This window comes from Streptomyces sp. NPDC017246 (assembly GCF_044331325.1).
Taxonomy (GTDB): Bacteria; Actinomycetota; Actinomycetes; order Streptomycetales; family Streptomycetaceae; genus Streptomyces.
The window spans coordinates 36,619-55,782 of sequence record NZ_JBIRMW010000004.1 but is presented as its reverse complement, the minus strand read 5'-3'; the positions used below and the strand labels follow the sequence as shown (position 1 = coordinate 55,782).

At 72.1% G+C, this 19,164-nt stretch carries 19 protein-coding genes; 7 read left to right on the top strand and 12 right to left on the bottom strand.

Annotated features, from left to right (window positions below; all coding sequences use genetic code 11):
* Positions 1–10 precede the first annotated feature (10 nt).
* The gene (locus ACH4MY_RS11100) at positions 11–187 is read right to left on the bottom strand and encodes a CsbD family protein (protein WP_398000732.1); all 177 of its coding nucleotides are present in this window, start codon (positions 185–187) and stop codon (positions 11–13) included.
* A 205-nt stretch (positions 188–392) separates the two neighbouring features.
* On the opposite strand from ACH4MY_RS11100, the gene ACH4MY_RS11095 reads away from it, so the two are divergent.
* The gene (locus tag ACH4MY_RS11095) at positions 393–1,187 is read left to right on the top strand and encodes a VOC family protein (RefSeq protein ID WP_398001644.1); all 795 of its coding nucleotides are present in this window, start codon (positions 393–395) and stop codon (positions 1,185–1,187) included.
* 31 nt (positions 1,188–1,218) lie between these two features.
* On the opposite strand, the gene ACH4MY_RS11090 is transcribed toward ACH4MY_RS11095, so the two are convergent.
* Together ACH4MY_RS11090 and ACH4MY_RS11085 are read right to left on the bottom strand one after the other, a co-directional pair.
* Complete coding sequence (locus ACH4MY_RS11090; RefSeq protein WP_398000729.1) at positions 1,219–1,677, bottom strand: SsgA family sporulation/cell division regulator; 459 nt, start codon at positions 1,675–1,677, stop codon at positions 1,219–1,221.
* Between the two features lie 197 nt (positions 1,678–1,874).
* A complete protein-coding gene (locus ACH4MY_RS11085; RefSeq protein WP_398000727.1) occupies positions 1,875–3,422 on the bottom strand; it encodes an MFS transporter in 1,548 nt (515 codons plus the stop codon).
* Between the two features lie 187 nt (positions 3,423–3,609).
* Between ACH4MY_RS11085 and ACH4MY_RS11080 the strand changes: the two genes are divergently transcribed.
* A complete protein-coding gene (locus ACH4MY_RS11080) occupies positions 3,610–4,674 on the top strand; it encodes a nitrous oxide reductase family maturation protein NosD (RefSeq protein WP_398000724.1) in 1,065 nt (354 codons plus the stop codon).
* A gap of 56 nt (positions 4,675–4,730) precedes the next feature.
* Positions 4,731–5,759 carry a methyltransferase gene (locus ACH4MY_RS11075; protein ID WP_398000721.1) on the top strand — a complete coding sequence of 343 codons (1,029 nt, stop codon included), beginning with the start codon at positions 4,731–4,733 and terminating at the stop codon, positions 5,757–5,759.
* 86 nt (positions 5,760–5,845) lie between these two features.
* Here the strand turns inward: ACH4MY_RS11075 and ACH4MY_RS11070 are convergent, their stop codons facing one another.
* The 7 genes from ACH4MY_RS11070 to ACH4MY_RS11040 all read right to left on the bottom strand — a co-directional run bounded on the left by ACH4MY_RS11070 (position 5,846) and on the right by ACH4MY_RS11040 (position 11,215).
* Positions 5,846–6,178 (bottom strand): TcmI family type II polyketide cyclase, encoded by a 333-nt coding sequence (locus ACH4MY_RS11070; protein WP_398000719.1) that lies wholly within the window; start codon positions 6,176–6,178, stop codon positions 5,846–5,848.
* 99 nt (positions 6,179–6,277) lie between these two features.
* A complete protein-coding gene (locus ACH4MY_RS11065) occupies positions 6,278–6,757 on the bottom strand; it encodes an SRPBCC family protein (RefSeq protein WP_398000716.1) in 480 nt (159 codons plus the stop codon).
* Position 6,758: 1 nt separating this feature from the next.
* On the bottom strand, positions 6,759–7,019 hold the full coding sequence (locus ACH4MY_RS11060; RefSeq protein WP_398000713.1) for a phosphopantetheine-binding protein: 261 nt from the start codon (positions 7,017–7,019) through the stop codon (positions 6,759–6,761).
* A 24-nt stretch (positions 7,020–7,043) separates the two neighbouring features.
* Complete coding sequence (locus ACH4MY_RS11055; RefSeq protein WP_398000710.1) at positions 7,044–8,294, bottom strand: ketosynthase chain-length factor; 1,251 nt, start codon at positions 8,292–8,294, stop codon at positions 7,044–7,046.
* A complete protein-coding gene (locus tag ACH4MY_RS11050; RefSeq protein ID WP_398000708.1) occupies positions 8,291–9,559 on the bottom strand; it encodes a beta-ketoacyl-[acyl-carrier-protein] synthase family protein in 1,269 nt (422 codons plus the stop codon). The genes ACH4MY_RS11055 and ACH4MY_RS11050 overlap by 4 nt, the downstream gene beginning before the upstream one ends.
* Positions 9,556–10,026: a cupin domain-containing protein gene (locus ACH4MY_RS11045; protein WP_398000706.1), complete on the bottom strand. Its 471-nt coding sequence runs from the start codon at positions 10,024–10,026 to the stop codon at positions 9,556–9,558. The genes ACH4MY_RS11050 and ACH4MY_RS11045 overlap by 4 nt, the downstream gene beginning before the upstream one ends.
* A gap of 67 nt (positions 10,027–10,093) precedes the next feature.
* The gene (locus ACH4MY_RS11040; RefSeq protein WP_398000703.1) at positions 10,094–11,215 is read right to left on the bottom strand and encodes a SchA/CurD-like domain-containing protein; all 1,122 of its coding nucleotides are present in this window, start codon (positions 11,213–11,215) and stop codon (positions 10,094–10,096) included.
* Between the two features lie 233 nt (positions 11,216–11,448).
* Between ACH4MY_RS11040 and ACH4MY_RS11035 the strand changes: the two genes are divergently transcribed.
* From ACH4MY_RS11035 to ACH4MY_RS11025, 3 genes are all read left to right on the top strand, one after another.
* A complete protein-coding gene (locus ACH4MY_RS11035) occupies positions 11,449–13,110 on the top strand; it encodes an FAD-dependent oxidoreductase (RefSeq protein ID WP_398000700.1) in 1,662 nt (553 codons plus the stop codon).
* A gap of 301 nt (positions 13,111–13,411) precedes the next feature.
* Complete coding sequence (locus tag ACH4MY_RS11030; protein ID WP_398000698.1) at positions 13,412–13,924, top strand: sortase; 513 nt, start codon at positions 13,412–13,414, stop codon at positions 13,922–13,924.
* Positions 13,925–14,004: 80 nt separating this feature from the next.
* The gene (locus ACH4MY_RS11025) at positions 14,005–14,676 is read left to right on the top strand and encodes a class F sortase (protein ID WP_398000695.1); all 672 of its coding nucleotides are present in this window, start codon (positions 14,005–14,007) and stop codon (positions 14,674–14,676) included.
* 349 nt (positions 14,677–15,025) lie between these two features.
* Here the strand turns inward: ACH4MY_RS11025 and lanKC are convergent, their stop codons facing one another.
* Together lanKC and ACH4MY_RS11015 are read right to left on the bottom strand one after the other, a co-directional pair.
* Positions 15,026–17,626: a class III lanthionine synthetase LanKC gene (lanKC, locus tag ACH4MY_RS11020; protein WP_398000692.1), complete on the bottom strand. Its 2,601-nt coding sequence runs from the start codon at positions 17,624–17,626 to the stop codon at positions 15,026–15,028.
* Between the two features lie 150 nt (positions 17,627–17,776).
* Positions 17,777–18,616: a hypothetical protein gene (locus ACH4MY_RS11015; protein ID WP_398000689.1), complete on the bottom strand. Its 840-nt coding sequence runs from the start codon at positions 18,614–18,616 to the stop codon at positions 17,777–17,779.
* Positions 18,617–18,830: 214 nt separating this feature from the next.
* Between ACH4MY_RS11015 and ACH4MY_RS11010 the strand changes: the two genes are divergently transcribed.
* On the top strand, positions 18,831–19,160 hold the full coding sequence (locus ACH4MY_RS11010) for a hypothetical protein (protein ID WP_398000686.1): 330 nt from the start codon (positions 18,831–18,833) through the stop codon (positions 19,158–19,160).
* The last annotated feature ends 4 nt before the right edge of the window (positions 19,161–19,164 follow it).

Sequence of the window (19,164 nt, the reverse complement as noted above, 5' to 3'; positions counted from 1 at the left end):
GCGGAATGGTTCAGTGTTCGTCGCGCTTGGTACGCAGGGCGTCCTTGGCGTCGGACGCGGCTTCCTTCGCCTTGCCCTTGGCCTGGTCCATCCGTCCCTCGGCCTTCATCCGGTCGTCGCCGGTCACCTTGCCGACCGCTTCCTTCGCCTTGCCCTTGACCTTGTCCGTGCGGCCCTTGTCAGCCATGACCTGTCCTTCGGGGGTGGGAAAATTCAGTGACGATGACAACCTAGGACGTATGGGGACGTTCCGCTCGTCGAGTCCGGAGCCGCCCTGCTGTCCCACGCCGCACGGCCTCCACTCGCCGGCCCGAACGGGGGGCCGCCTCGCGGCCAGGCCTCTTTGCGGGGTTTAGGGTGGAAGCGTCCCGTACCGCATGAGTGATCCGAGGATGACGGCCGTGTCGACATCGAGCCAAGAGATCGCGGGCGCCCCGTGCTGGGTCAGTCTGCCCGCGCGCGACCTGGCCGCCGCGCAGCACTTCTACGCCGGTGTCCTCGGATGGCAATTCCGGGCCAGCGGTCTCGGGGACGGCTTCTCGGTCGCTCTCCGTGACGGGCTGCCCGTCGCGGGCATCGGCGCACCGGCCGAGCGACCCGACATGCCGGTGGCGTGGACGCCGTACTTCGCCGTCGCGGACGCCGACGTCACGGCGGCGCGGATCCGTGAACGCGGTGCGACCATGGCCGTGGGCCCCCTCGCGTTCGTCACCGGCCGGGCCGGTCTGGCCGCCGATCCCGCCGGGGCGGTCTTCGGGTTCTGGGAGGGGACGGTCGTACCGGACTGGTCGACGGGCCGCGGCAGTGCCCCGGCCCGGCTGGAGCTGCACACCCGCGACGCGGTCGAGGCCTCGGTCTTCTACGGGGAGGTCCTGGACTGGACCGGGGGAGGGCCCGGTCGTTGCGTGGCGTCGTACGAGCACGACCACGTCGTCCTGCGCCAGGGCCACGACACCGTGGCGCGGATCAGCGGCGGTGCGGTCGGCGAGGCGCCGGACCCCGGCATCCGCCCGCGCTGGCACGTCCACTTCCCCGTACAGGACCTGGAGAAGGCGATCGAGGCCACGCAGCGCACGGGAGGCGCGGTCGTCGCCCCTGTGGGGACGTCCAGGACGAGCCGGTGGGTGGACCTCGCCGACCCCGACGGGGCGCGCTTCAGGGTGGTCGCCCCCCAGACCGTCTTCTGAGGGGCGGACCGCCGCAGGCGCGCCGGCCGGGTCAGGACGGCAGTGCGAAGAGCTGGGAGGTCTCGGCCGCCCAGTCGATCCGCGCGGCCTCTCCTCCCTCGGGCACGGCGACGTACGTCTCCGCCAGCCAGTTCCGCAGGCCCGCCCGGTCGACGTCGACCACCGCGAACGCTCCGGCCGTGCCAAGCCGCATCCGGACGCGTCCTTCCAGCCCGCCGCCGCGCAGCAGACAAAGCCGGACGTCGCCCTCGCCGCTCAGGACGCGGGTGCCGGAGCGCAGCAGCTCCCGGGAGAGGGTCCAGTCGACGATCGTGCCCGGCGGGAGACGGAAGGTGATGCGTACCGCCCAGGGGTCGTCGGGGTCGTAGTGCAACGTGGCCTCGACGGGCAGGCCGATTCTTCCTCGGACCTGACGAGCGGTGGTGTGCCACGACCGCACGGGGAGTACCGGGGGCGGCTGGGTGGCCTCGTGCCGGCTCGCTTCAGACATCGTCACCAGTTCCGTCGGGACATCGCGCCGCTGCCCGAGCGGCGCCGTACTCCCGCTCATAACCCCGGAGAAGGATTTCACGCGTGATCTCCGCGACGGAGCGCGCGAGCGAAGGTGAACTCCCTTGCGTGGACGGGCCGCAGCGGCAGGGGGAGGCAAGAGCGGCCGCGCGACGCCACCCGCCGTGGACGCCGTCGCTACAGGGCGGCGTCCGCCCGCGTCTCCTGTCCGGGTGGGTTCGCGCCCGCTTCCGGCTTCCGCCGCTCGGCGCCGCCCGCGGGGACGCGCACCGTCGCGAAGACGACCAGTGAGGCCACCGCCCCCAGCGCCGCCGCCACGACCAGCACCGCGTTCAGGCCGGACGCGAACGCCTCACGCACCAGGTCCGCCATCTCGGCGCGTTCGCCCTCCGGCCAGCCGGCGACGATCGGCCGGGCTTGTCCGCCGCTCAGGGCGACGGCCGTCTCGTGCGGGTCCGGGACACTGCCGTCGGCCTTCAGCACGCGCTCGATCCGCGCCTGGAAGATCACGCCGAACATGGCGATCCCCAGGGCGAAGCCCAACTGGCGGAAGGTGTTGACCGCGCCGCCCACCATGCCTCCGCGCTCCGGCGGCACCGTCGCCAGCGCCGCGGCCGACAGACTCGGTGTCACGAGCCCGACCCCCAGACCGGAGACGACGAGCCCCGCCACGAGGCTGCCGCCCGAGGACCCCGCGTCGAGGGTGGCCTGCATCCCGGAGCCCAGGGCGATGAGCGCCAGCCCTCCTCCGATGGTCGACCGCGGGGGCCAGGGGCCGAAGCGGCCCGCGAGCGCGGACACGACGAACGCGGCGGCACACATGGGCAGGATGTACAGACCCGCTTCGACGGGCTCGTACCCCAGGACGGACTGCATCCACAGGGACTCGTACAACAGATAGGCGAACGCGGCGCCCTGCATGAACAGGGCGCCGATCATGATGCCGGTGAACGACGGTCTGCGGAACAGCGACAGGTCGAGGACGGGGTGCTCGTGCCTGGTCTCGACGACGACGAAGAGGGCGAGCGCGACGGCCGCCGTGACGAACAGGCCGACCGTGAAGGGTGACCCCCAGCCCTCGGAGTGAGCCCGGATCAGTCCGAAGGTGAGGGCCCCGCTCGCCACCGTGAAGGTGACCATGCCGAGCACGTCCGCACGCCGACGGCCCTGCCCCTTGGCCTCGCGCACCGAACGCAGCGTCATCACGACGGCGGCCAGACAGACCGGCAGGTTGACGAAGAAGATCCATCGCCAGTCCAGGTACTGGGTGAGGAGACCGCCGGCCATCGGGCCGGCCGCCGCGGCGACCGAGTTGGTGGCGCCCCACACGGCGAAGGCCACCCCCCGGTCCCGGCCGCTGTAGTGCGTGCCGAGCAGGGCGATCGTCGTACCGAACATCCCGGCGGCGCCCATCCCCTGCACCGCCCGGGCGCCGATCAGCACACCCGCGTTCGGGGCGACCGCGCACACCACCGACGCCGCGGTGAAGACGATCAGCCCGACCAGAGACACCTTCCTGCGGCCGACCCTGTCGGCGCCGGAGCCGACGCCGAGCAGCAGCGCCGCCAGCGCCAGCGCGTAGGCGTCGACCACCCACTCCAGGTCGGAGAGCGTGGTGCCGAGGTCCGCCGCCATGGCGGGCAGCGCCACGGTCACGATCGTGACGTCCAGCAGGAGCATGAACGTGCCCAGACAGATCGCCGTCAAGGGCCACCACTTGCGCATTCGAACCCCTTCGCCGCCCGACGCACCGAAGAGACGCCCCCGGCGGCCCCCCATGATCCACGGAGGAGCGGCGTTCTCCCCCAGGACCCGCGCGCCACGCCCAAGCGTGGACCGCAGGGAGGTATGCCTAGGTCCGCCTGGAGGATCAGCGGTGGCAGGCCGCAATACGCGCTCATAGCTTCGGCACATGACCAAACGACAGATCGCCCTCCTGGCATGCACCGTGGCCGTCGCGGCCTCGGGGCTGGGTGCGGCCGCCCCGAGGGCCGAGAGCCGGACGGCGCACCTGGTGAAGCCGGGCGAATCGATCCAGAAGGCCGTGGACGCCGCGAAGCCGGGGGACACCATCGTCCTGGCACCCGGCACCTACCGTGAGAGCGTCCGCATCACCACCGCGGGCCTGACCCTGCTCGGCTCGGGCTCCACCTCCACCGTCCTCGTGCCCGGCGACGCCACCGCCGGCGACGCGTGCGCCAAGGCCGGTCACGGCATCTGCGTGACCGGGACGGAGAGCCGCCCGGTCCAGGGCGTCACCGTGCGCTCGCTCACGCTCAGGGGCTTCACGGGCAACGGCCTGTGGGCGTCCAGGACCGACCGGCTCACGGTCCGCAAGGTGCTCGCCGACAAGAACGGGAAGTGGGGCATCGCCCAGGAGAGATCCACCCGGGGCGTCTTCAGCCACAACATCGCCCGCAACAACGCCGACGCCGGACTCTTCCTGGCCAACACCACCGACGAGGAGCACGGCGCCACGGACGCCGAGGGGACGGTGATCACGCACAACAGCCTGTCGGGCAACCGGATCGGCATCACGGTGCGGCGCCTGCGGAACGTGACCGTCGACCACAACGAGGCGACCGGGAACTGCGCCGCGGTGTTCGTGGTGGGCGACGAGTCCACGCCGCGCGCCGGGGCGATGACCCTGCGCCGGAACAACATCCACGCCAACAACAAGTACTGCCCGAAGACCCCCCGGCTGCCCTTCCTGCAAGGCTCGGGCATCGTCCTCACCGGTACCGAGGAGACGGTGGTCGAGAAGAACAGGGTCGTCGACAACAGGGGCGCCTCGCCGCTCTCGGGCGGCATCGTGCTGTTCAAGAGCTTCGTGGGCGCCCTGAACGAGCAGAACGAGATCCGCGACAACGTGGTGATGCGCAACAGCACCGCCGATCTGGCCAACCGGGACACCGGCCGCGGAAACACCTTCACCCGCAACACGTGCACGCTCTCGGAACCCGCCGGAATGTGCTGACCCCAACGGGTTCCCCGACACCACCCTCGGCACGACAGCAAGGACAAGGCGAACAGATGACAACGGTTGATCCGGCTCCCGCCCCGCCGATGCGGCTGAGGGAGCTCGTCTTCGGGGCGGCGTGCGCCGCCGCTGTACGTGCGGCCGCCCGCCTCGGCGTGGCCGACGCCCTGGGCGACACGCCCATGACCGTGGAAGACCTGGCGGCGGCGGTGAAGACCCAGCCGCGGACACTGCGCCGACTGCTGCGCGCACTGTCCTGCCAAGGGGTCTTCACCGAGCAGCCCGACGGCACCTTCGCCCACACGGAGATGTCCCGGCTGCTGCGCGAGGACGATCCCCACAGCCTGCGGTACATCGCACTCTGGTGCACCGAGCCGTGGACGTGGGACGTCTGGCCGAAGCTCGACGAGGCGGTGCGCTCCGGACGCAACGTCTTCGAGGACGTGTACGAACGGGAGTTCTTCGCGTACCTCAACGAGGACGCGCCCGAGTCCGCCTACGTCTTCAACCGGGCCATGACGACGTCGAGCAAGCAGTCGGCACAGGACGTCGCCGACCTCCTCGACCTCGGCGACGTGTCCTGCGTCGCGGACATCGGCGGTGGACAGGGGCACGTCCTGGCGAGCCTGCTGGAGAAGCACCCCTCCCTGAACGGCGCGCTGCTCGACCTGCCGGGAGTGGTGGAGAACGCCGACCCGCGCCTGCGGGACGGCGGCGCGCTCAGCCCCCGGGTGCGTGTGGTGGCCGGCGACTGCCGCGAGGACATCCCGATCCAGGCGGATGTGTACATCATCAAGAACATCCTGGAGTGGGACGACGACAGCACCCGCAGGGCGCTCGCCAACGTCCGCAGGGCGGCGCGACCCGGCGCCCGGGTCGTCGTGATCGAGAACCTCGTGGACGACACGCCCTCGATGAGGTTCACGACGGCCATGGACCTGCTGCTGCTCCTCAACGTCGGCGGTGCGAAGCACACCCGGCAGAGCATGGTCGACCGGCTGACGGACGCGGGACTCGTCATCGGTGAGATCCGCCCGGTCAACGCGTACCTCCACGCGTTCGAGTGCACCGTTCCCGTCTGACGGGCGCGAAGGAGGGAAACCCGAGGCCGCCCGCTCCGCGTCGTTCGCGGGGCGGGCGGCCTCGGGTTTCCTGTGTGCCTCCGGGGTCAGGAGCGCGCGTCGCGCTCCCAGCGGTAGAAGCACTGCGCCATGGCGTCCTTGGGGCTCCGCCAGGTCTGCGGGTCGTACGCGCTGACGTACGCCGACAGCTTCTCGCTGGCGTCCCGGAACTCCGGGTGGCCGGTCAGCTTCGCGATGGCCGGCCCCGGGTCCTGGTCCGACTCGATGAGGTGCAGGTACACGTCGCCGAACTGGAACAGACGACGCCGGGTGACGCCGACCAGATGGGGGAGTTCCCCGCGGTCGGAGGCGGCGAACACATCGGCGATCGCCGGCGCCGAATCGGGAGCCATGCGGGCGACGATCAGAGCGTGGTGCATCGAGCGTCCTTCCTCGGTGTGGAGGTGTGGGGGTGTGGGGGTGTGCGGAGGCCGTGCGCGTGCGCGCGGCCCGGTGCGGCCGTGCCCGGCCGCGTGCGGTCAGCGGGGCAGGACCGGGGCGCTCCGCCGCTCGCGGGCGACCTGCTCGATGCGGTCCCGGATCAGGGCCATCTGCGTGCGGGAGTTGCGGTTGATGTTGTCGGTCATCCAGGCGTCGTCGACCGGAGCGTCGGGCTTCATCGCGAAGTCCTGCACCCAGCGCATGTGGACACCGGCCGGCGTCTCCTCGTACTCCCACCGGATGTTCATGTGGTCGAACGGGCCGGTCTCGACCCGGCGGGCGCGAACGGTCCGCCCGGGTCGGTCCACGGTCCGCTCCGACACCCAGCTCCAGACCTTCCCGGACTCGTCCGGGTGCATGGTCAGGCGGAAGGTGGTGGAGTCGCCCTCGCGGGAGAGGACGTCGAGGGAGGCGTACTCGCTGAAGAGATCGGGCCACTTCTCGATGTCGTTGGTGATGTCCCAGACGAGGTCGAGCGGGGCGTCGACCGTGATGCTGTTGTCGGTGTGGCCGGCCACGTCAGACTCCCGTCTTGAGAGCGCTGTTGACCAGGTCGAGGAACTCGGCGGGCGTCTTGGAGCGCTCGGCGTCGGTGGGCAGCGCCACGCTGTACCGGTTCTCCAGCTCGCCGACGATGCCGAGCAGGCCGAGCGAGTCGAGGCCGAGAGTGGTGAAGGGCGCGTCCGGCGACTTCTCCAGCTCCCGGGCGTCGACGGTGACGCCCGCCGCCTGCTTCATCAGCGTGGAGAGTTCGTCGAAGGTCAGTGCGGTGGTGATCATGTGTGCTCTCCTTCCCGCCCGGTCCTACCGGGCGGAGTCGTCGTCGCCGCGGCGCACGACCAGCGCCGCGTTGGATCCCATGAGTCCCCGGCTGAGGACGAGGGCCGTGCGCAGCTCGGCGGGGCGAGCGCGGGACATCACCAGATCGAGGTCGTGGCAGATGTCGAACACGTTGGGGGTGGGGGGCACCACGCCGTGTTCCATCGCGAAGACCGCGGCGGCGGTGTCCAGGACGGGTGCTCCGCAGTAGGCGCGGCCGATGCCCGTCTTGGGCGCCGTGACGGGTACGCGGGTGGCGTGCCCTCCGAGGGCGTCGGCGATCGCCAGCGCCTCGGCGCGGTCCGCCTCCGGTACGCCCAGGGCGTCGGCGAACACGACGTCGATCTCCTCCGGGGCGCACCCGGCCTCGTCGAGGGCGACACGGATGGCACGGGCGAGCCCCTCCCGGGACTCCTCCCAGCGGGAGGCGCCGGTGAACGTGGCGCCGTGGCCGGCCACGACGGCCCGGACGGCGGCTCCCCGGTCGCGGGCGCGGGACTCGTCCTCCACGACGAGCATCGCGCCGCCCTCCGCCGGGACGAAGCCGCAGGCTCCGGCCGTGAAGGGCCGGTAGGCGCGGTCCGGGTCCTCGACGGTGCTGAGCTCGGGGTATCCGAGCTGGCACACCACCGAGTACGGGGCGAGGGGCGCCTCCGCGGCGCCGACGAGCACCGCGCCCGTGCCGCGCCGCACGGCCCGGGCGGCGTGGGCGACGGCGTCCAGACCACCCGCCTCGTCGCTCGCGACCACGCCGCACGGCCCCTTGAGACCGCTCCGGATGGAGATCTGGCCGGTGCTCGCGGCGTAGAACCAGGCGATGGACTGGTACGGGCCGACGAACTTGGACCCCTGTCCCCAGAGCTTCTGGAGCTCGCGCTGGCCGAACTCGCCGCCTCCGGAACCGGCCGCGGTGACCACGCCGATCGAGAAGGGCTCCTCCGGGTCGTCCCGGGCGAGGCCGGCGTCGTCGAGGGCGAGTTGGGCCGCGGCCATGGCGTAGTGGCTGAAGCGGTCGGTCTGGACGAGGAAACGGTCCTCGATCAGGTCGGAGGCATCGAAGCCGCGGACCTCGCCCGCGACCTTGAGAGGCAGGTCCTCGCATCCCTCACGGGTGATCCGGTCCAGTACGCCGAGCCCTTCCCGGACGGACTTCCAGTACGCGTCGGCGCGCAGTCCGTTGGGGGCGATCACGCCGACCCCGGTGACGACCGCGCGCCGTGGGCGCTCAGTGCTCATCGTGTCCTCCCACCCGTCTCCGTCAGGAGGACCGCGGACTGGAAGCCGCCGAATCCGCTGCCCACGGAGAGCACGTTCCTGAGCTTCCGGGAGCGGGCGGTGCGCGGTACGTAGTCCAGGTCGCACTCGGGGTCGGGGGTCTCGTAGTTCGCCGTCGGAGGTACCACCTGGTGCTTCAGCGCGAGGACACAGGCGGCCACCTCGATGGCGCCGATCGCGCCGAGCGAGTGCCCCACCATGGATTTGATGGAGCTCATGGGCGTCGCGTAGGCGTGCGCGCCCAGCGACCGCTTCACGGCGGCGGTCTCGTGGCGGTCGTTCTGCCGCGTGCCCGAGCCGTGCGCGTTGACGTAGTCGATCAGCGTGGGGTCGAGCCGGGCCTGGTCGAGCGTGGAGTCGATCGCCCGGGACATCTCCAGTCCCTCGCCGGTCAGACCGGTCATGTGGTACGCGTTGCCGAAGGTGGCGTATCCGCCGATCTCGCAGTAGATGTGCGCACCGCGGGCCCTGGCGTGCTCGTACTCCTCCAGGACGAGGACGGCCGCGCCTTCGCCCATGACGAAACCGTTGCGGTTGTTGTCGAAGGGCCTGGAGGCGTGCTCCGGGTCGTCGTTGTCGGGCGACGTGGCCTTGATGGCGTCGAAGCAGGCCATGGTGATCGGGGAGATCGGGGAGTCCGACGCGCCCGCGATGCAGACGTCCGCCCGGCCCTCCTCGATGGTGTGGAAGGCGTAGCCGACGGCGTCGAGGCCGGAGGTGCATCCGGTGGAGACGGTCTGCACCGGGCCCCGGGCGCCGAACTGTTCGGCCACGACGGAGGCGAGCGTGCTCGGCGAGAACGCCATGTGCAGCTTGGGGGCGGCCGCGCGGTGGTCCACGTCCCACCGCCGTCCGCCTTCGCTGACCAGGACGTAGTCGTGTTCGAGCCGGGTGGTGCCGCCGACGGCGCTGCCCAGGGAGACGGCGACGCGCCAGGGGTCCTCGGCGTCGGTGTCGAGTCCGGAGTCGCGGACTGCTTCCCCGGCGGCGACGACGGCGAACTGGATGTACCGGTCGGCGTGGCTGCTCAGCTCCGGGTCCAGTCCGTGGTCCGCCGGGTCGAAGTCGCACTCGGCGGCTATGCGGGAGCGCAGCCCGACCGGGTCGAACAGGGTGATGCCGCGGGTCGCGGTACGGCCGGCGGCGAGGAGGTCCCAGAACGCCTTCGCTCCGGTGCCGCCCGGAGCGACCACACCGATACCGGTGACGGCCACTCGCCGGGTCACTCGATGGCCCCGCTGCGCTCGGACACCCGTCCCGGGTCGTGCACGGTCAGGTGCGGGCCCGCGGCGGCGAGCTCGGCCTCGTCGGTGTCCTCGGTGTCGACGTGGCCGAGGCTCGGCCGGGGGGCGAGCGGGCCCAGGTGGAAGACCATGCGGGCCTCCACGTCGCCCACGTTGCGGAAGCGGTGCCGCACGTCGATCGGGATCAGGAGGCCCTGGTCGGGCTGGAGCGCGTACGTGTCGCCGTCCAGGTCCACCTCCAGCGCGCCCGAGACCACGTACACGAACTCCTCGGAGTACGGGTGGTAGTGCTCGCCGATGCGCTCGCCCGGCTGGACGATGGCCAGGCCCATGAAGCCGCTGGTGGAACCCACGGTGGCCGGCGTGAGCATGGCTCGCAGGTCACCTCCGCGCCTGCGGTTGGGTTCCGTCTCGCTCAGGGTCACGATGCGTGGACGCTGCTTGAGCATGGTTGATACCTCCAGATGTGGCAGTGACGTGCTGGGCAGCGGCCGCGGCGGGAGCCGCGGCCGGCCGTCAGGAGTTCGCCGAGCGGTCCGTGACGGGCAGCATGTCGGCGTGCGACAGAAGGCGGTTGATGTTGCGCTCCGTCTCCAGGGATCCCTCGACGCCGATCGCGGCGCCGTCGAGGAGGCGTTCCAGCTCCGCGGCCTTCCCGGTGCCCTTGAGCCCGAGGGAGGCGACGGGGTCGAGGTCGAGCTCGCCCGTGACGTCGACGAGGCGCACCACGATGTCGTCGCGCTGGAACACGGTGCTGCCGTGCACCGGGCTGTTCGGGTCGTCCGCCGCGGCCCGGTCCTGATGGGCGAGCAGCCGGGCGAGCTCCATCCCCTGGCCTTCCTTGGCCGGGTAGTACAGCGCGTGCCGTCGCAGGCCGGCCGGGGCGGGCCGGTCGGACACCACGTGGTGGACGGCCGGGAGCGCGGCCCGCGTGAAGAACACACGTGCCGACTCGGGGTCGGTGAGGTCCCGGTCCTGCTCCAGGTACGGGTTGATGGCCTCCTCGACCGCCCGCACCTCGGGCTGACGGGCGACGTGCCGCAGTGCCACGAGCAGGTCGCCCTCCACCTCCACGGCGCGCACGACGCGGTTGCCGTGCATGAAGAGGGAGGTGCGGCGCAGCCGGGTGGTCTCGTCGACCTGGGCCTGCGGCGACTGGTACCCGGCGAGGATCTCGGCCACCTTCGACTCGGAGCCCGGCTTGACGGTGAAGGTGAGGGCGTGGCGCGCCACACCGTCGCCCACGCGGGCCTCCACCTGCACGCCGGCCGATGCCGCGGTCCGCGAGGCCGGCTGAGCGGGGTTGGTCTCCCGCAGGATGCTGTAGCGCATCGAGCGGGTGTCCCGGACGCAGCTGTGCATCGGCTTGACGGTTTCGACGTGCTCCTCGCTGTTCACCCACGCGAGGAACGGCGGCGCGCTCTCCCACTCGCTGGTGATGAGCCACTGCGAGGGGTTCTCGATGGACTGGCAGAGCTGGTCACTGATGTGACCGGGAACCGAGGCGACCTGCCTGCGCATGAGTTCGTACGCGTCCAGGAACTGCTCCTGAGCTCCCTCGTACAGGTCGAGCAGCAGGATCACCCGCAGCCTGGAGCCGTCGAACACGGACTGCGAGATGCGTCCCGAGGGGGCCATCCGGCACACCTCTTCTCTTCTGAGTGGGGGGGAGGGGGACGACCTGTACGGCGAAACGCCGGGGCCGTCATGTGTTGATCCTTGACAGGAGCGCCGACAGCGCGCGAGCCCCATGGAGCGGACGAGTGAACCGCGTGTCATCCGGGTGCCCCGGGCACGCGGACCCGTCCCCGAAGGGCATGAATCTGCATCCCATCCCCAACTCGCGTCGCAGGTGACGCCGGAGACGAGCAATGAACCGATTCGACGCGGCCGGTGGAGCAACCGGTCACCGCACGCCCGTACTCATCGTCGGCGGCTCGCTGGTGGGCCTGTCCACCTCGCTGTTCCTCGGGCGTCTCGGAGTGCCGCACACACTCGTCGAGCGCCACACGGGCACGTCGATCCACCCGCGTGGCCGCGGCAACAACGTGCGCACCATGGAGCTGTTCCGCGGAGCCGGGGTCGCGCAGCCCATCGAGGAGGCCGCGTCGGTCCTGGCACGCAACAACGGCATCCTGCAGACGCCGAGCCTGGTGGGCGATGCCGGCGAGTGGCTGTTCAAGGAGATCGACCCCGGCGGCGGCGTCGCCCGCTTCAGCCCCGCCGGGTGGTGCCTGTGCAGCCAGAACGATCTCGAACCGGTGCTGCGCGAGCGCGCCGGCGAGCTGGGCGGAGATCTGCGGTTCGCGACCGAGCTGATGTCCATCGAGCAGGACGGCGAAGGAGTGACCGCGCAGGTCAAGAACCGCGACACCGGTGAGCACACCACCATCCGCGCGGACTATCTCGTCGCGGCGGACGGCCCCCGCAGCCCGGTTCGCGAGCAGCTCGGCATCGGACAGAACGGTCCGGGCGACCTCTTCCACAACGTGAGCATCACCTTCGTCTCCCGCGGCCTCGCGGACGTCGTCGGCGACCGGCCCTTCATCGTCTGCTACCTGACGAACCCGGAGGCCGACGGCGCCCTGCTGCCGGTCGACAACCGGGAGCGCTGGGTGTTCCACGCCCCTTGGCACCCCGAACACGGCGAGACACTGGAGGAGTTCACCGACGAGCGGTGCAGGGAGCACATCCGGCGGGCCGTGGGAGTGCCGGACCTCGATGTGGAGATCACAGGTCGAGCTCCCTGGCACGCGGCCGAGAGGATCGCCGAACGGTACGCGGACGGAAGGGTGTTCCTCGTCGGCGACTCCGCCCACGAGATGCCGCCCACCGGGGCGTTCGGCTCCAACACCGGTATCCAGGACGCGCACAACCTCGCGTGGAAGCTCGCCGCCGTACTGGGCGGCTGGGCCGGACCCGGCCTGCTCGCGTCCTACGACGCGGAGCGCCGGCCGGTCGCGGAGACGACGAGCGCCCGTGCTTCGGCCCGGTCGGTCGAACACAGCCACCCCGGGTACACCCCCGGCCCCGGAGCCGGCGGCCCCGCGGGAAAGAAGGGCGGCATCCTCAACGCGGTGCTCGGCTACCGCTATCCGCAGGGCGCCGTCCTGGGCACCGACCCGACGATGCCGGTCGTCCCCGACGGACTGCGGCTGACGGGTGAACCCGGAAGCCGGGCACCCCACATGTGGATGAACCGCGCCGGTGCCCGGGTCTCCACCCTCGACCTGTACGAGCGGTCCCTGGTACTCCTCAGTGCCGAAGACGGCGCCGGCGGCTGGCACACCGCGGCGACCCGCGTCGGGCAGGAGCTGACGATGCCGCTCGACTCGTACCGGATCGGCGACGGTCCCGAAGCGGAGCTCTCCCCGGCGGGCGACACGGACTGGGCGGAGGCTCACGGCGTCACCGGGGACGGCGCGGTGCTGGTCCGCCCCGACGGGTTCGTCGCGTGGCGCTCCGAAGGCGCGTCGGCGGATCCCGGAGCGGCCTTGCGAGAGGCCCTCACGGCGATCCTGGGCCGGGACTGACGCCTTATCGTCACGGCGGCGATGTCCCGGGCGCCCGGCCACGAGGGCCGACCACACGCGTGGCCGAGGCGCCTAACCCATTCGCGCGCAGAGCGCCATTCGTTCCCGAACACCGCCCCGGCCGCTGTGACCTGCGGCGGTGATCACCGGGCAGGACGATCAAGACCCCAACCGGGGGACATCGCGGGCGATGCTCCCGTTGCGGTGATCACCGGGCGGGGATCTGCTCGTGCACGGAGCACAGCACAGGAGCCGCGCGGCCCAGCCGGCCAGGAAAGCTCCACCGAAGGAGAACAGAAGCATGCGTCTCGCACGTACGGGCCCCCAGCTCGCCCTGGTCCTCGGCGCCCTCGTCCTGTCCGCACCCTCCGCCGTCGCGGCGCCCTCCGGTGAGGCCCAGGTCAATCCGGGGAAGGCGGCCCCCGGCACCACCGTCACCGTCAGCACCACCGCCTGCGGCAAGGAGACATACGGCAAGGGCGAGTCGGAGGCGGGCGGGAAGTTCCACCTCCTGCCCGGCGACCGCAAGGGCGTCCTGGTGGGTGAGTTCACGCTCCCGCTGGACGCCGTCTCCGGCACGGACACGGTGACCCTCAAGTGCCCGCCCCGCATCAAGCAGACCGTCACCTACCAGATCTCCGGGCGGCCGGTCGGAGCCGTGGAAGCCGGCTTCGGCTGGGCCGCCGGCGCAGGCGCGGACGGGGGCGACGACGGCAGCCCGTACGCCCTCGGCGCGCTGCTCCTCGGCGGCGCCGCCGCGGGCGTGGTGATCAGGATGCGCCGTCGCGCCACCGCCGCCCGGAACTCCGTCTGAACCCACGCCCCACGCCCCACCGCCAGGCCCCGGCTCCGCGAGGAGATCCGGGGCCGGCATCCAGCGGAGACACGATCCACATGAAGAACGGCTCCGGGCCGAAGCCCGGCGGAGCGCCGTCCCGGAGCGTCCCCTCGGTCAGGTCCCTGGTCTGGACGACGCTCGTCGGCATCGTCCTGCTCGCCCACGTCCCGGACGGCGACGGCCCGCGGCCGCCGGCGACGGCGCAGGCCTCGTCGCTGCTCGCGCGGCCCGCCGCCGGGGCCGACCGGGACCGCTCCGCGCCCCGGCCGCTGCCCGCGTCCGACGCGGTGCGGATCAGGATTCCGGCCATCGGGGTCGACGTCGCCCTCGTCCCCCTGGAACTGGACGGTGCCGGAGCACTGCGCCCCCCGCCCGCGTCGGCCCCCACCGTGGCGGGCTGGTACGCGGACGGCACCGCCCCCGGGGCGCCGGGCACGGCCGTCGTGACGGGACACCTGGACACCCCGCTCGGCCCCGCCGTCTTCCACCGGCTCGACACCCTCTCCCGGGGCGCCGGGATCGAGATCGACCGAGAAGACGGCCGTACGGCCGTCTTCACCGTCGACGCCGTGGAGGCCCATCCCAAGGACGGGTTCCCCGACGACAAGGTCTACGGCGCTTCGGGCCGTCCCGAGCTGCGGCTGATCACCTGCGGCGGCGACTGGGCGAGCGACACCGGCTACCGGGCCAACACGGTGGTCTACGCGACCCTGACCGGGACGAAATAGCGACGGAGGCATCGGTGCGCGCCCTTGTCCGATGACCAGCGGCCGCCGGCCGCCGGGCGGGCGAACGACCAGGGCCGGGACCGGTGGCAGGACCACCGGCCCCGGCCGTCCCCGGGTACGGCGCGTTACATCGGCTCGGGGAAGATGTCGCTGATGCTCCAGGCGACGCTGAAGCAGGGGGGCAGGGAGTAGGCCTCCTGCTCGGTTTCCAGTGCCTGGAGCGCGAGGATCTGGGTCATGGATGCTCTCCGCGTTTCTTCTCGGGTTGTGTGGATCGGTCACTGCGTACCTGGGCACGGAGGTGCTCGCCGCCGGGCCCAGGCGTTCATGGGACGCCCGCCGGATGCCGTCAGCCGGCCGCCGGGATCAGCGGACGCGCGTGGTGGGGCTCTGCCAGGAGCAGGCTGCTCAGCAGGCGGTGGAGGACCAGCAGCACACCGGCCCCGCCACTGGACAAATCAGCGGTGAACCGCTGCGAACCCGCTCCGAGGAAGCGGACACCGCGCCGGTACGGGACCGCGTACTTCACCAAACCGGTCGCGGCGCGCACGGCGTCCCGGCGGGCGGCCTCCGTGCCGGTGAGCTCGGCGTACTCGGTGAGGAACCAGGCCAGCCCGGCGAGCCCCCGGTACAGGCCCACCTCCTTCGTGGCGCAGGAGACCCGGACGCCGGCGGCCAGCCCCGGCAGCGCCGCCGCGCAGCGTTCGTCCGGCGCGGTGGCCACATAGCGGGTGAGCACCGTCGCGACACCGGCCGCGCCCGTGGCCAGGTACGGCATGGCACGGGTGAACCGCGCGTCGTCGGAGACGGACAGCGCGCCGTCGTCCAGCGGAAAGGTCCGCTCCAGCTCCTGGTGAAGCAGCGTGCGGCCCGCCTCCAGGTAGCGGGCCTCGTCGGTCTCGTGGGCCAGGCGGTGGAGGAAGAGGGCGAGACCCGAGCGTCCGTGCAGCAGGCCGCGGGCGTCGTGCTCGCCGAGGGCGGCCGACAGGTCGGAGGTGCGCAGCAGACCCTCCCCTGCCGCGGCGGCCCGCTCCAGATGGCTGTTCTCCCCGGTCAACCGGTACAGGGCGAGCCGGCTCAGGCCGACCCCGGCCCGCCCGCCGGCCAGGGTGCCGCAGGTGGCGGTGAGCGAGTGGTCGTCGGCGTCACGGATCAGGTCCTCGGCCTCGTCCAGCAGGCCGAGGCCGGCCAGTACCCGGGCGATGCCGGCCGAGCCGACGAGCAGTCCTGGGGGCAGCGTGTCGCGCTGCGCCATCGTGTCGCGACGCAGCCGTTCGCGGATCTCCTCCGGCACCGCGGCCCCGGCGCGACGCAGGGCGTGCACCACCCCTGCCGTGCCGTAGGCCAGGCACACGTTGTTGGTCCGGAACGCCTCGGGCGAGGGAGGGAAGGCCCATTCCGGCCGTTCGGCGTCAGCCGTCTCCAGCAGTCCCGCGGCCACCTCCTCGGCCAGCCTGACCAGGCATCCTCGCGGATCGGTGTCCAGCTCGGCGGGGGAGGGCAGGCGGTCGGGACCGCCCCGGTCCCGCGCCTCCTCCTCCGTGGGGTGGAAGGCGACCGCCCGCTGCCACAGGTCCTGCGGCGGAGCCACGTCCGCCAGGTCGCGGCGCAGCAGCGAGAGGTTGCCCGGCGCGTGTTCGGCGATCTCGTTGAACGGCGCCAGGAAGGCGAACGCGACCGCCGACATGCCGTAGCGGTCCTGCAGCAGCGAGTCGGAGCCGGCCCGGAGCAGCAGGCCGGGCGGCGGAGTGAACCCCGGAGTGCCCATCCCGGAGGATGCCGCGGACAGCTCCGAGGCGGTCTCGAAGTCCACCAGCCGGACCCCGCCCGACGGTGTGACCATGACATTGCCCAGGCTGAGGTCACCGAACCGGTAGCCGGCGGCGTGCAGCCGCTCCAGCGAGGCGTCCAGCGCGGCCAGCAGACGCCGGCACGCCTCGTAGTACGCGGCGACGGACGCGTCCGTGCGGTCGGCGCGTCCCAGCGGGGAGGACCGGCTGAGCCAGCCCACAAGAGGCTGCCCGGCGACGTACTCGGTGACGAGGAAGTCGTGCTCCCACTCCGTGAAGTGGTCCAGCGGCTCCGGGCCCACCCCGGGGACGGCCGCGTGCAGCTCGCCCAGCACGCGGTACTCGTGCCGCAGCCGCTGCCGCGCGTCGGTCCCGTCGAAGACCAGGCCGTTGTGGGCACGGGCCTCCTTGACGAAGACGGTGCGGCCGGTACGCCGGTCCCGGGCCTCGTAGGTGCCCCCGGCGTTGCTCAGGCGCACCGCGCGGGTCACCTCGTAGTCGCGGATCAGGATCGGGCCCGAATGCGGCTGTTCCTCCCGCTCGACGAACGGATCGGCGATCCCCGCGGGCAGGTGAAAGGCGGGCAGCCGCAGGTCCACGACCTCGCGGCCGGAACCGTCCTTGACCAGCCCCTCCCGGGTGCCGTCGGCCCGCAGCCGGCTGAGGTCGCCGAAGGCGCCGTAGCGGTAGTGGACCGTCCGCGAGTCGCGGAAGCGCCGGTCGGTGAGGACGTACGGCCCCTCCTCCCCGTCGAGCGCGTCGCGCAGGCGTTCAAGGAGCCGTCGGGCGGTCGCCGTGTCCGGCGGGTAGACGGCGCAGAACTTGCCCGCCTGGGCCCGCGCGGCGTGTTTGTGATGGAGGAACAGGAAGAAGAGCCGGGCGCTCAGGTGCTTGAACGGCACGCCTTCGGAGAAACAGATCCCGGCGACCGTGTCGAGGACGTGCTGCGCCCGGTCCAGCCGCGCCGACACGTGGATCTTCCAGCCCTGCTCGGCGCGTCCGGTCCCCGGACCGCCCCAGACCGTCCAGATGCCCCGGGCGGCACCGTGCAGGCCCTGCGGCACCTCGGTGGGAGCGAATCGCGGCCCGGGATCGGCCACGCTGGGCAGCGGCAGGTAGTACTCCCGGTCCGCGAGCGCTTCGCCGAAGCCTTCGAGCACGGAATCTCCTCGCGGGGTGAAGATGAGCGGCCACAAACGGCTGTGCCGGACGCTAGGACCGCCAGGTATGGAAACGGTTCGGCGGCGGCATGCGGCCGGTAACAGGGCGGTGTCCGAGGGACCGCGCCGGGCGTGGAGACCGGCGGAACCCTACGGGCGCTCGAAGTACTGCAGGACACCGCCGACGGAGAAGCACAGGGCGCCGGTGAGGGTGCCCCAGTTGGCGATGTCGATGTTCACCGGGCTGCCGGTGGCCGGCCGGGTGTACGCGGCGAGGGCCGAGACCATGAACAGGACGGACCCGAGCTGGTTCACCGCGACGATCCACCAGCCGAGGCTGCGCGGGAGCAGGCGGGGCCCGCCGTGGCAGACCTCGACCAGGGCGAGGTGCCCGGAGGTCAGGAACAGCACGCAGCCCACCAGGTCGGGTACCCAGATCAGCCGGTTGATCTGGTGGACGTTCAGTCCTTCGACGAAGGAGTTCAGCAGGCTGACGCCGAACACCAGGGTGCCGGCGAACAGGAGGAAGACGCTCAGCCAGTCCACGCGCGTCGGCTCGTAGCTCCACCACCGCCAGCGGTGGGTGACCAGTGTCCGGCCGCCGACCACGTGGCGGGGCGCGTTGATCACCTGCAGCAGCGAGGCGTAACCGCCGGTGTTGAAGAACAGGCCGCCGGCGAAGTAGATCGAGGCGATCTCGGTGGCGTCTCCGGAGCCGAACTGGGCGACGCCTGCACCGGCCGCGAACAAGGCCCCGCCGATGACGAAGGCCGTCGCGGCCACGGAGTTGAGCCTGCGCAGACGGCGTACCGCCACCTCGTCGGCCCGGGCATGGTGGCCGGCCTCCGAGCCCGGCGCCCGGACGGCGAGGACTCCTCGGCGCCGCGCGAGCCGCGACTCCCAGACCGCCTCCCTGTCACCGGGCAGCCGCCAGGTGACCCGGGTGGTGAACGGTCCCGCGCCTTCGGCGCGCTGCTCGGCATGCCTCACGAGCCGAGACTAGAACGCCCACCCGGCCTCCTCCCGGTGCAACGCCGATCCGCTCCCCACCCGGATGCACGTCCCCGGGGTGCGTTCCGCTCGCGCGGTAGCCGGTGAGGATCACGGCGACGAGCGCGGGAGCGGGATCCGGGGCTGACGCAGCCATCACCTGGTGGTGCCACGATGGAGGGAAGAGGTTGCCAGGTGTTCCAAGGAGGCGATCATGAGCCGGGAGTACCACTTTCACTGCGAGCACGCCGGCTGCTCGGTCACCGTGGGCCTGCGGATGGGCGGGACGCGGGAGCTGGAGCTCCTCGTGGACGGGAAACAGGTCGCCGCCGCCAGCGCCCATGGCCACCACGCCCAGACGGCTGTGATGACCGCCGTCCTGCCCACCGACCCGCCTCGCGCCATCGAGGTCGAGGTGAAGCTCCCGGGCACTCTCGGCGGCGATCCGGCAAGCACCCTGCTCGCGGGTGGCGAACGAACGCCCATGCCCGCCCGGGACGTGCCCCGACGGGCGCGGCCGGCGGAGGCCGACTGGTACGCCTGACCGC

Excerpts from the sequence above, each read along its gene's own strand:
- ACH4MY_RS11075 (WP_398000721.1), top strand. The coding sequence starts at position 4,731 with ATGACAACGGTTGATCCGGCTCCCGCCCCGCCGATGCGGCTGAGGGAG.
- ACH4MY_RS11055 (WP_398000710.1), bottom strand. The coding sequence starts at position 8,294 with ATGAGCACTGAGCGCCCACGGCGCGCGGTCGTCACCGGGGTCGGCGTG.
- ACH4MY_RS11045 (WP_398000706.1), bottom strand. The coding sequence starts at position 10,026 with ATGCTCAAGCAGCGTCCACGCATCGTGACCCTGAGCGAGACGGAACCC.
- ACH4MY_RS11010 (WP_398000686.1), top strand. The coding sequence starts at position 18,831 with ATGAGCCGGGAGTACCACTTTCACTGCGAGCACGCCGGCTGCTCGGTC.
- ACH4MY_RS11030 (WP_398000698.1), top strand. The coding sequence starts at position 13,412 with ATGCGTCTCGCACGTACGGGCCCCCAGCTCGCCCTGGTCCTCGGCGCC.
- ACH4MY_RS11095 (WP_398001644.1), top strand. The coding sequence starts at position 393 with ATGACGGCCGTGTCGACATCGAGCCAAGAGATCGCGGGCGCCCCGTGC.
- ACH4MY_RS11090 (WP_398000729.1), bottom strand. The coding sequence starts at position 1,677 with ATGTCTGAAGCGAGCCGGCACGAGGCCACCCAGCCGCCCCCGGTACTC.
- ACH4MY_RS11035 (WP_398000700.1), top strand. The coding sequence starts at position 11,449 with ATGAACCGATTCGACGCGGCCGGTGGAGCAACCGGTCACCGCACGCCC.
- ACH4MY_RS11060 (WP_398000713.1), bottom strand. The coding sequence starts at position 7,019 with ATGATCACCACCGCACTGACCTTCGACGAACTCTCCACGCTGATGAAG.
- ACH4MY_RS11080 (WP_398000724.1), top strand. The coding sequence starts at position 3,610 with ATGACCAAACGACAGATCGCCCTCCTGGCATGCACCGTGGCCGTCGCG.
- ACH4MY_RS11070 (WP_398000719.1), bottom strand. The coding sequence starts at position 6,178 with ATGCACCACGCTCTGATCGTCGCCCGCATGGCTCCCGATTCGGCGCCG.
- ACH4MY_RS11100 (WP_398000732.1), bottom strand. The coding sequence starts at position 187 with ATGGCTGACAAGGGCCGCACGGACAAGGTCAAGGGCAAGGCGAAGGAA.
- ACH4MY_RS11085 (WP_398000727.1), bottom strand. The coding sequence starts at position 3,422 with ATGCGCAAGTGGTGGCCCTTGACGGCGATCTGTCTGGGCACGTTCATG.
- ACH4MY_RS11040 (WP_398000703.1), bottom strand. The coding sequence starts at position 11,215 with ATGGCCCCCTCGGGACGCATCTCGCAGTCCGTGTTCGACGGCTCCAGG.
- ACH4MY_RS11025 (WP_398000695.1), top strand. The coding sequence starts at position 14,005 with ATGAAGAACGGCTCCGGGCCGAAGCCCGGCGGAGCGCCGTCCCGGAGC.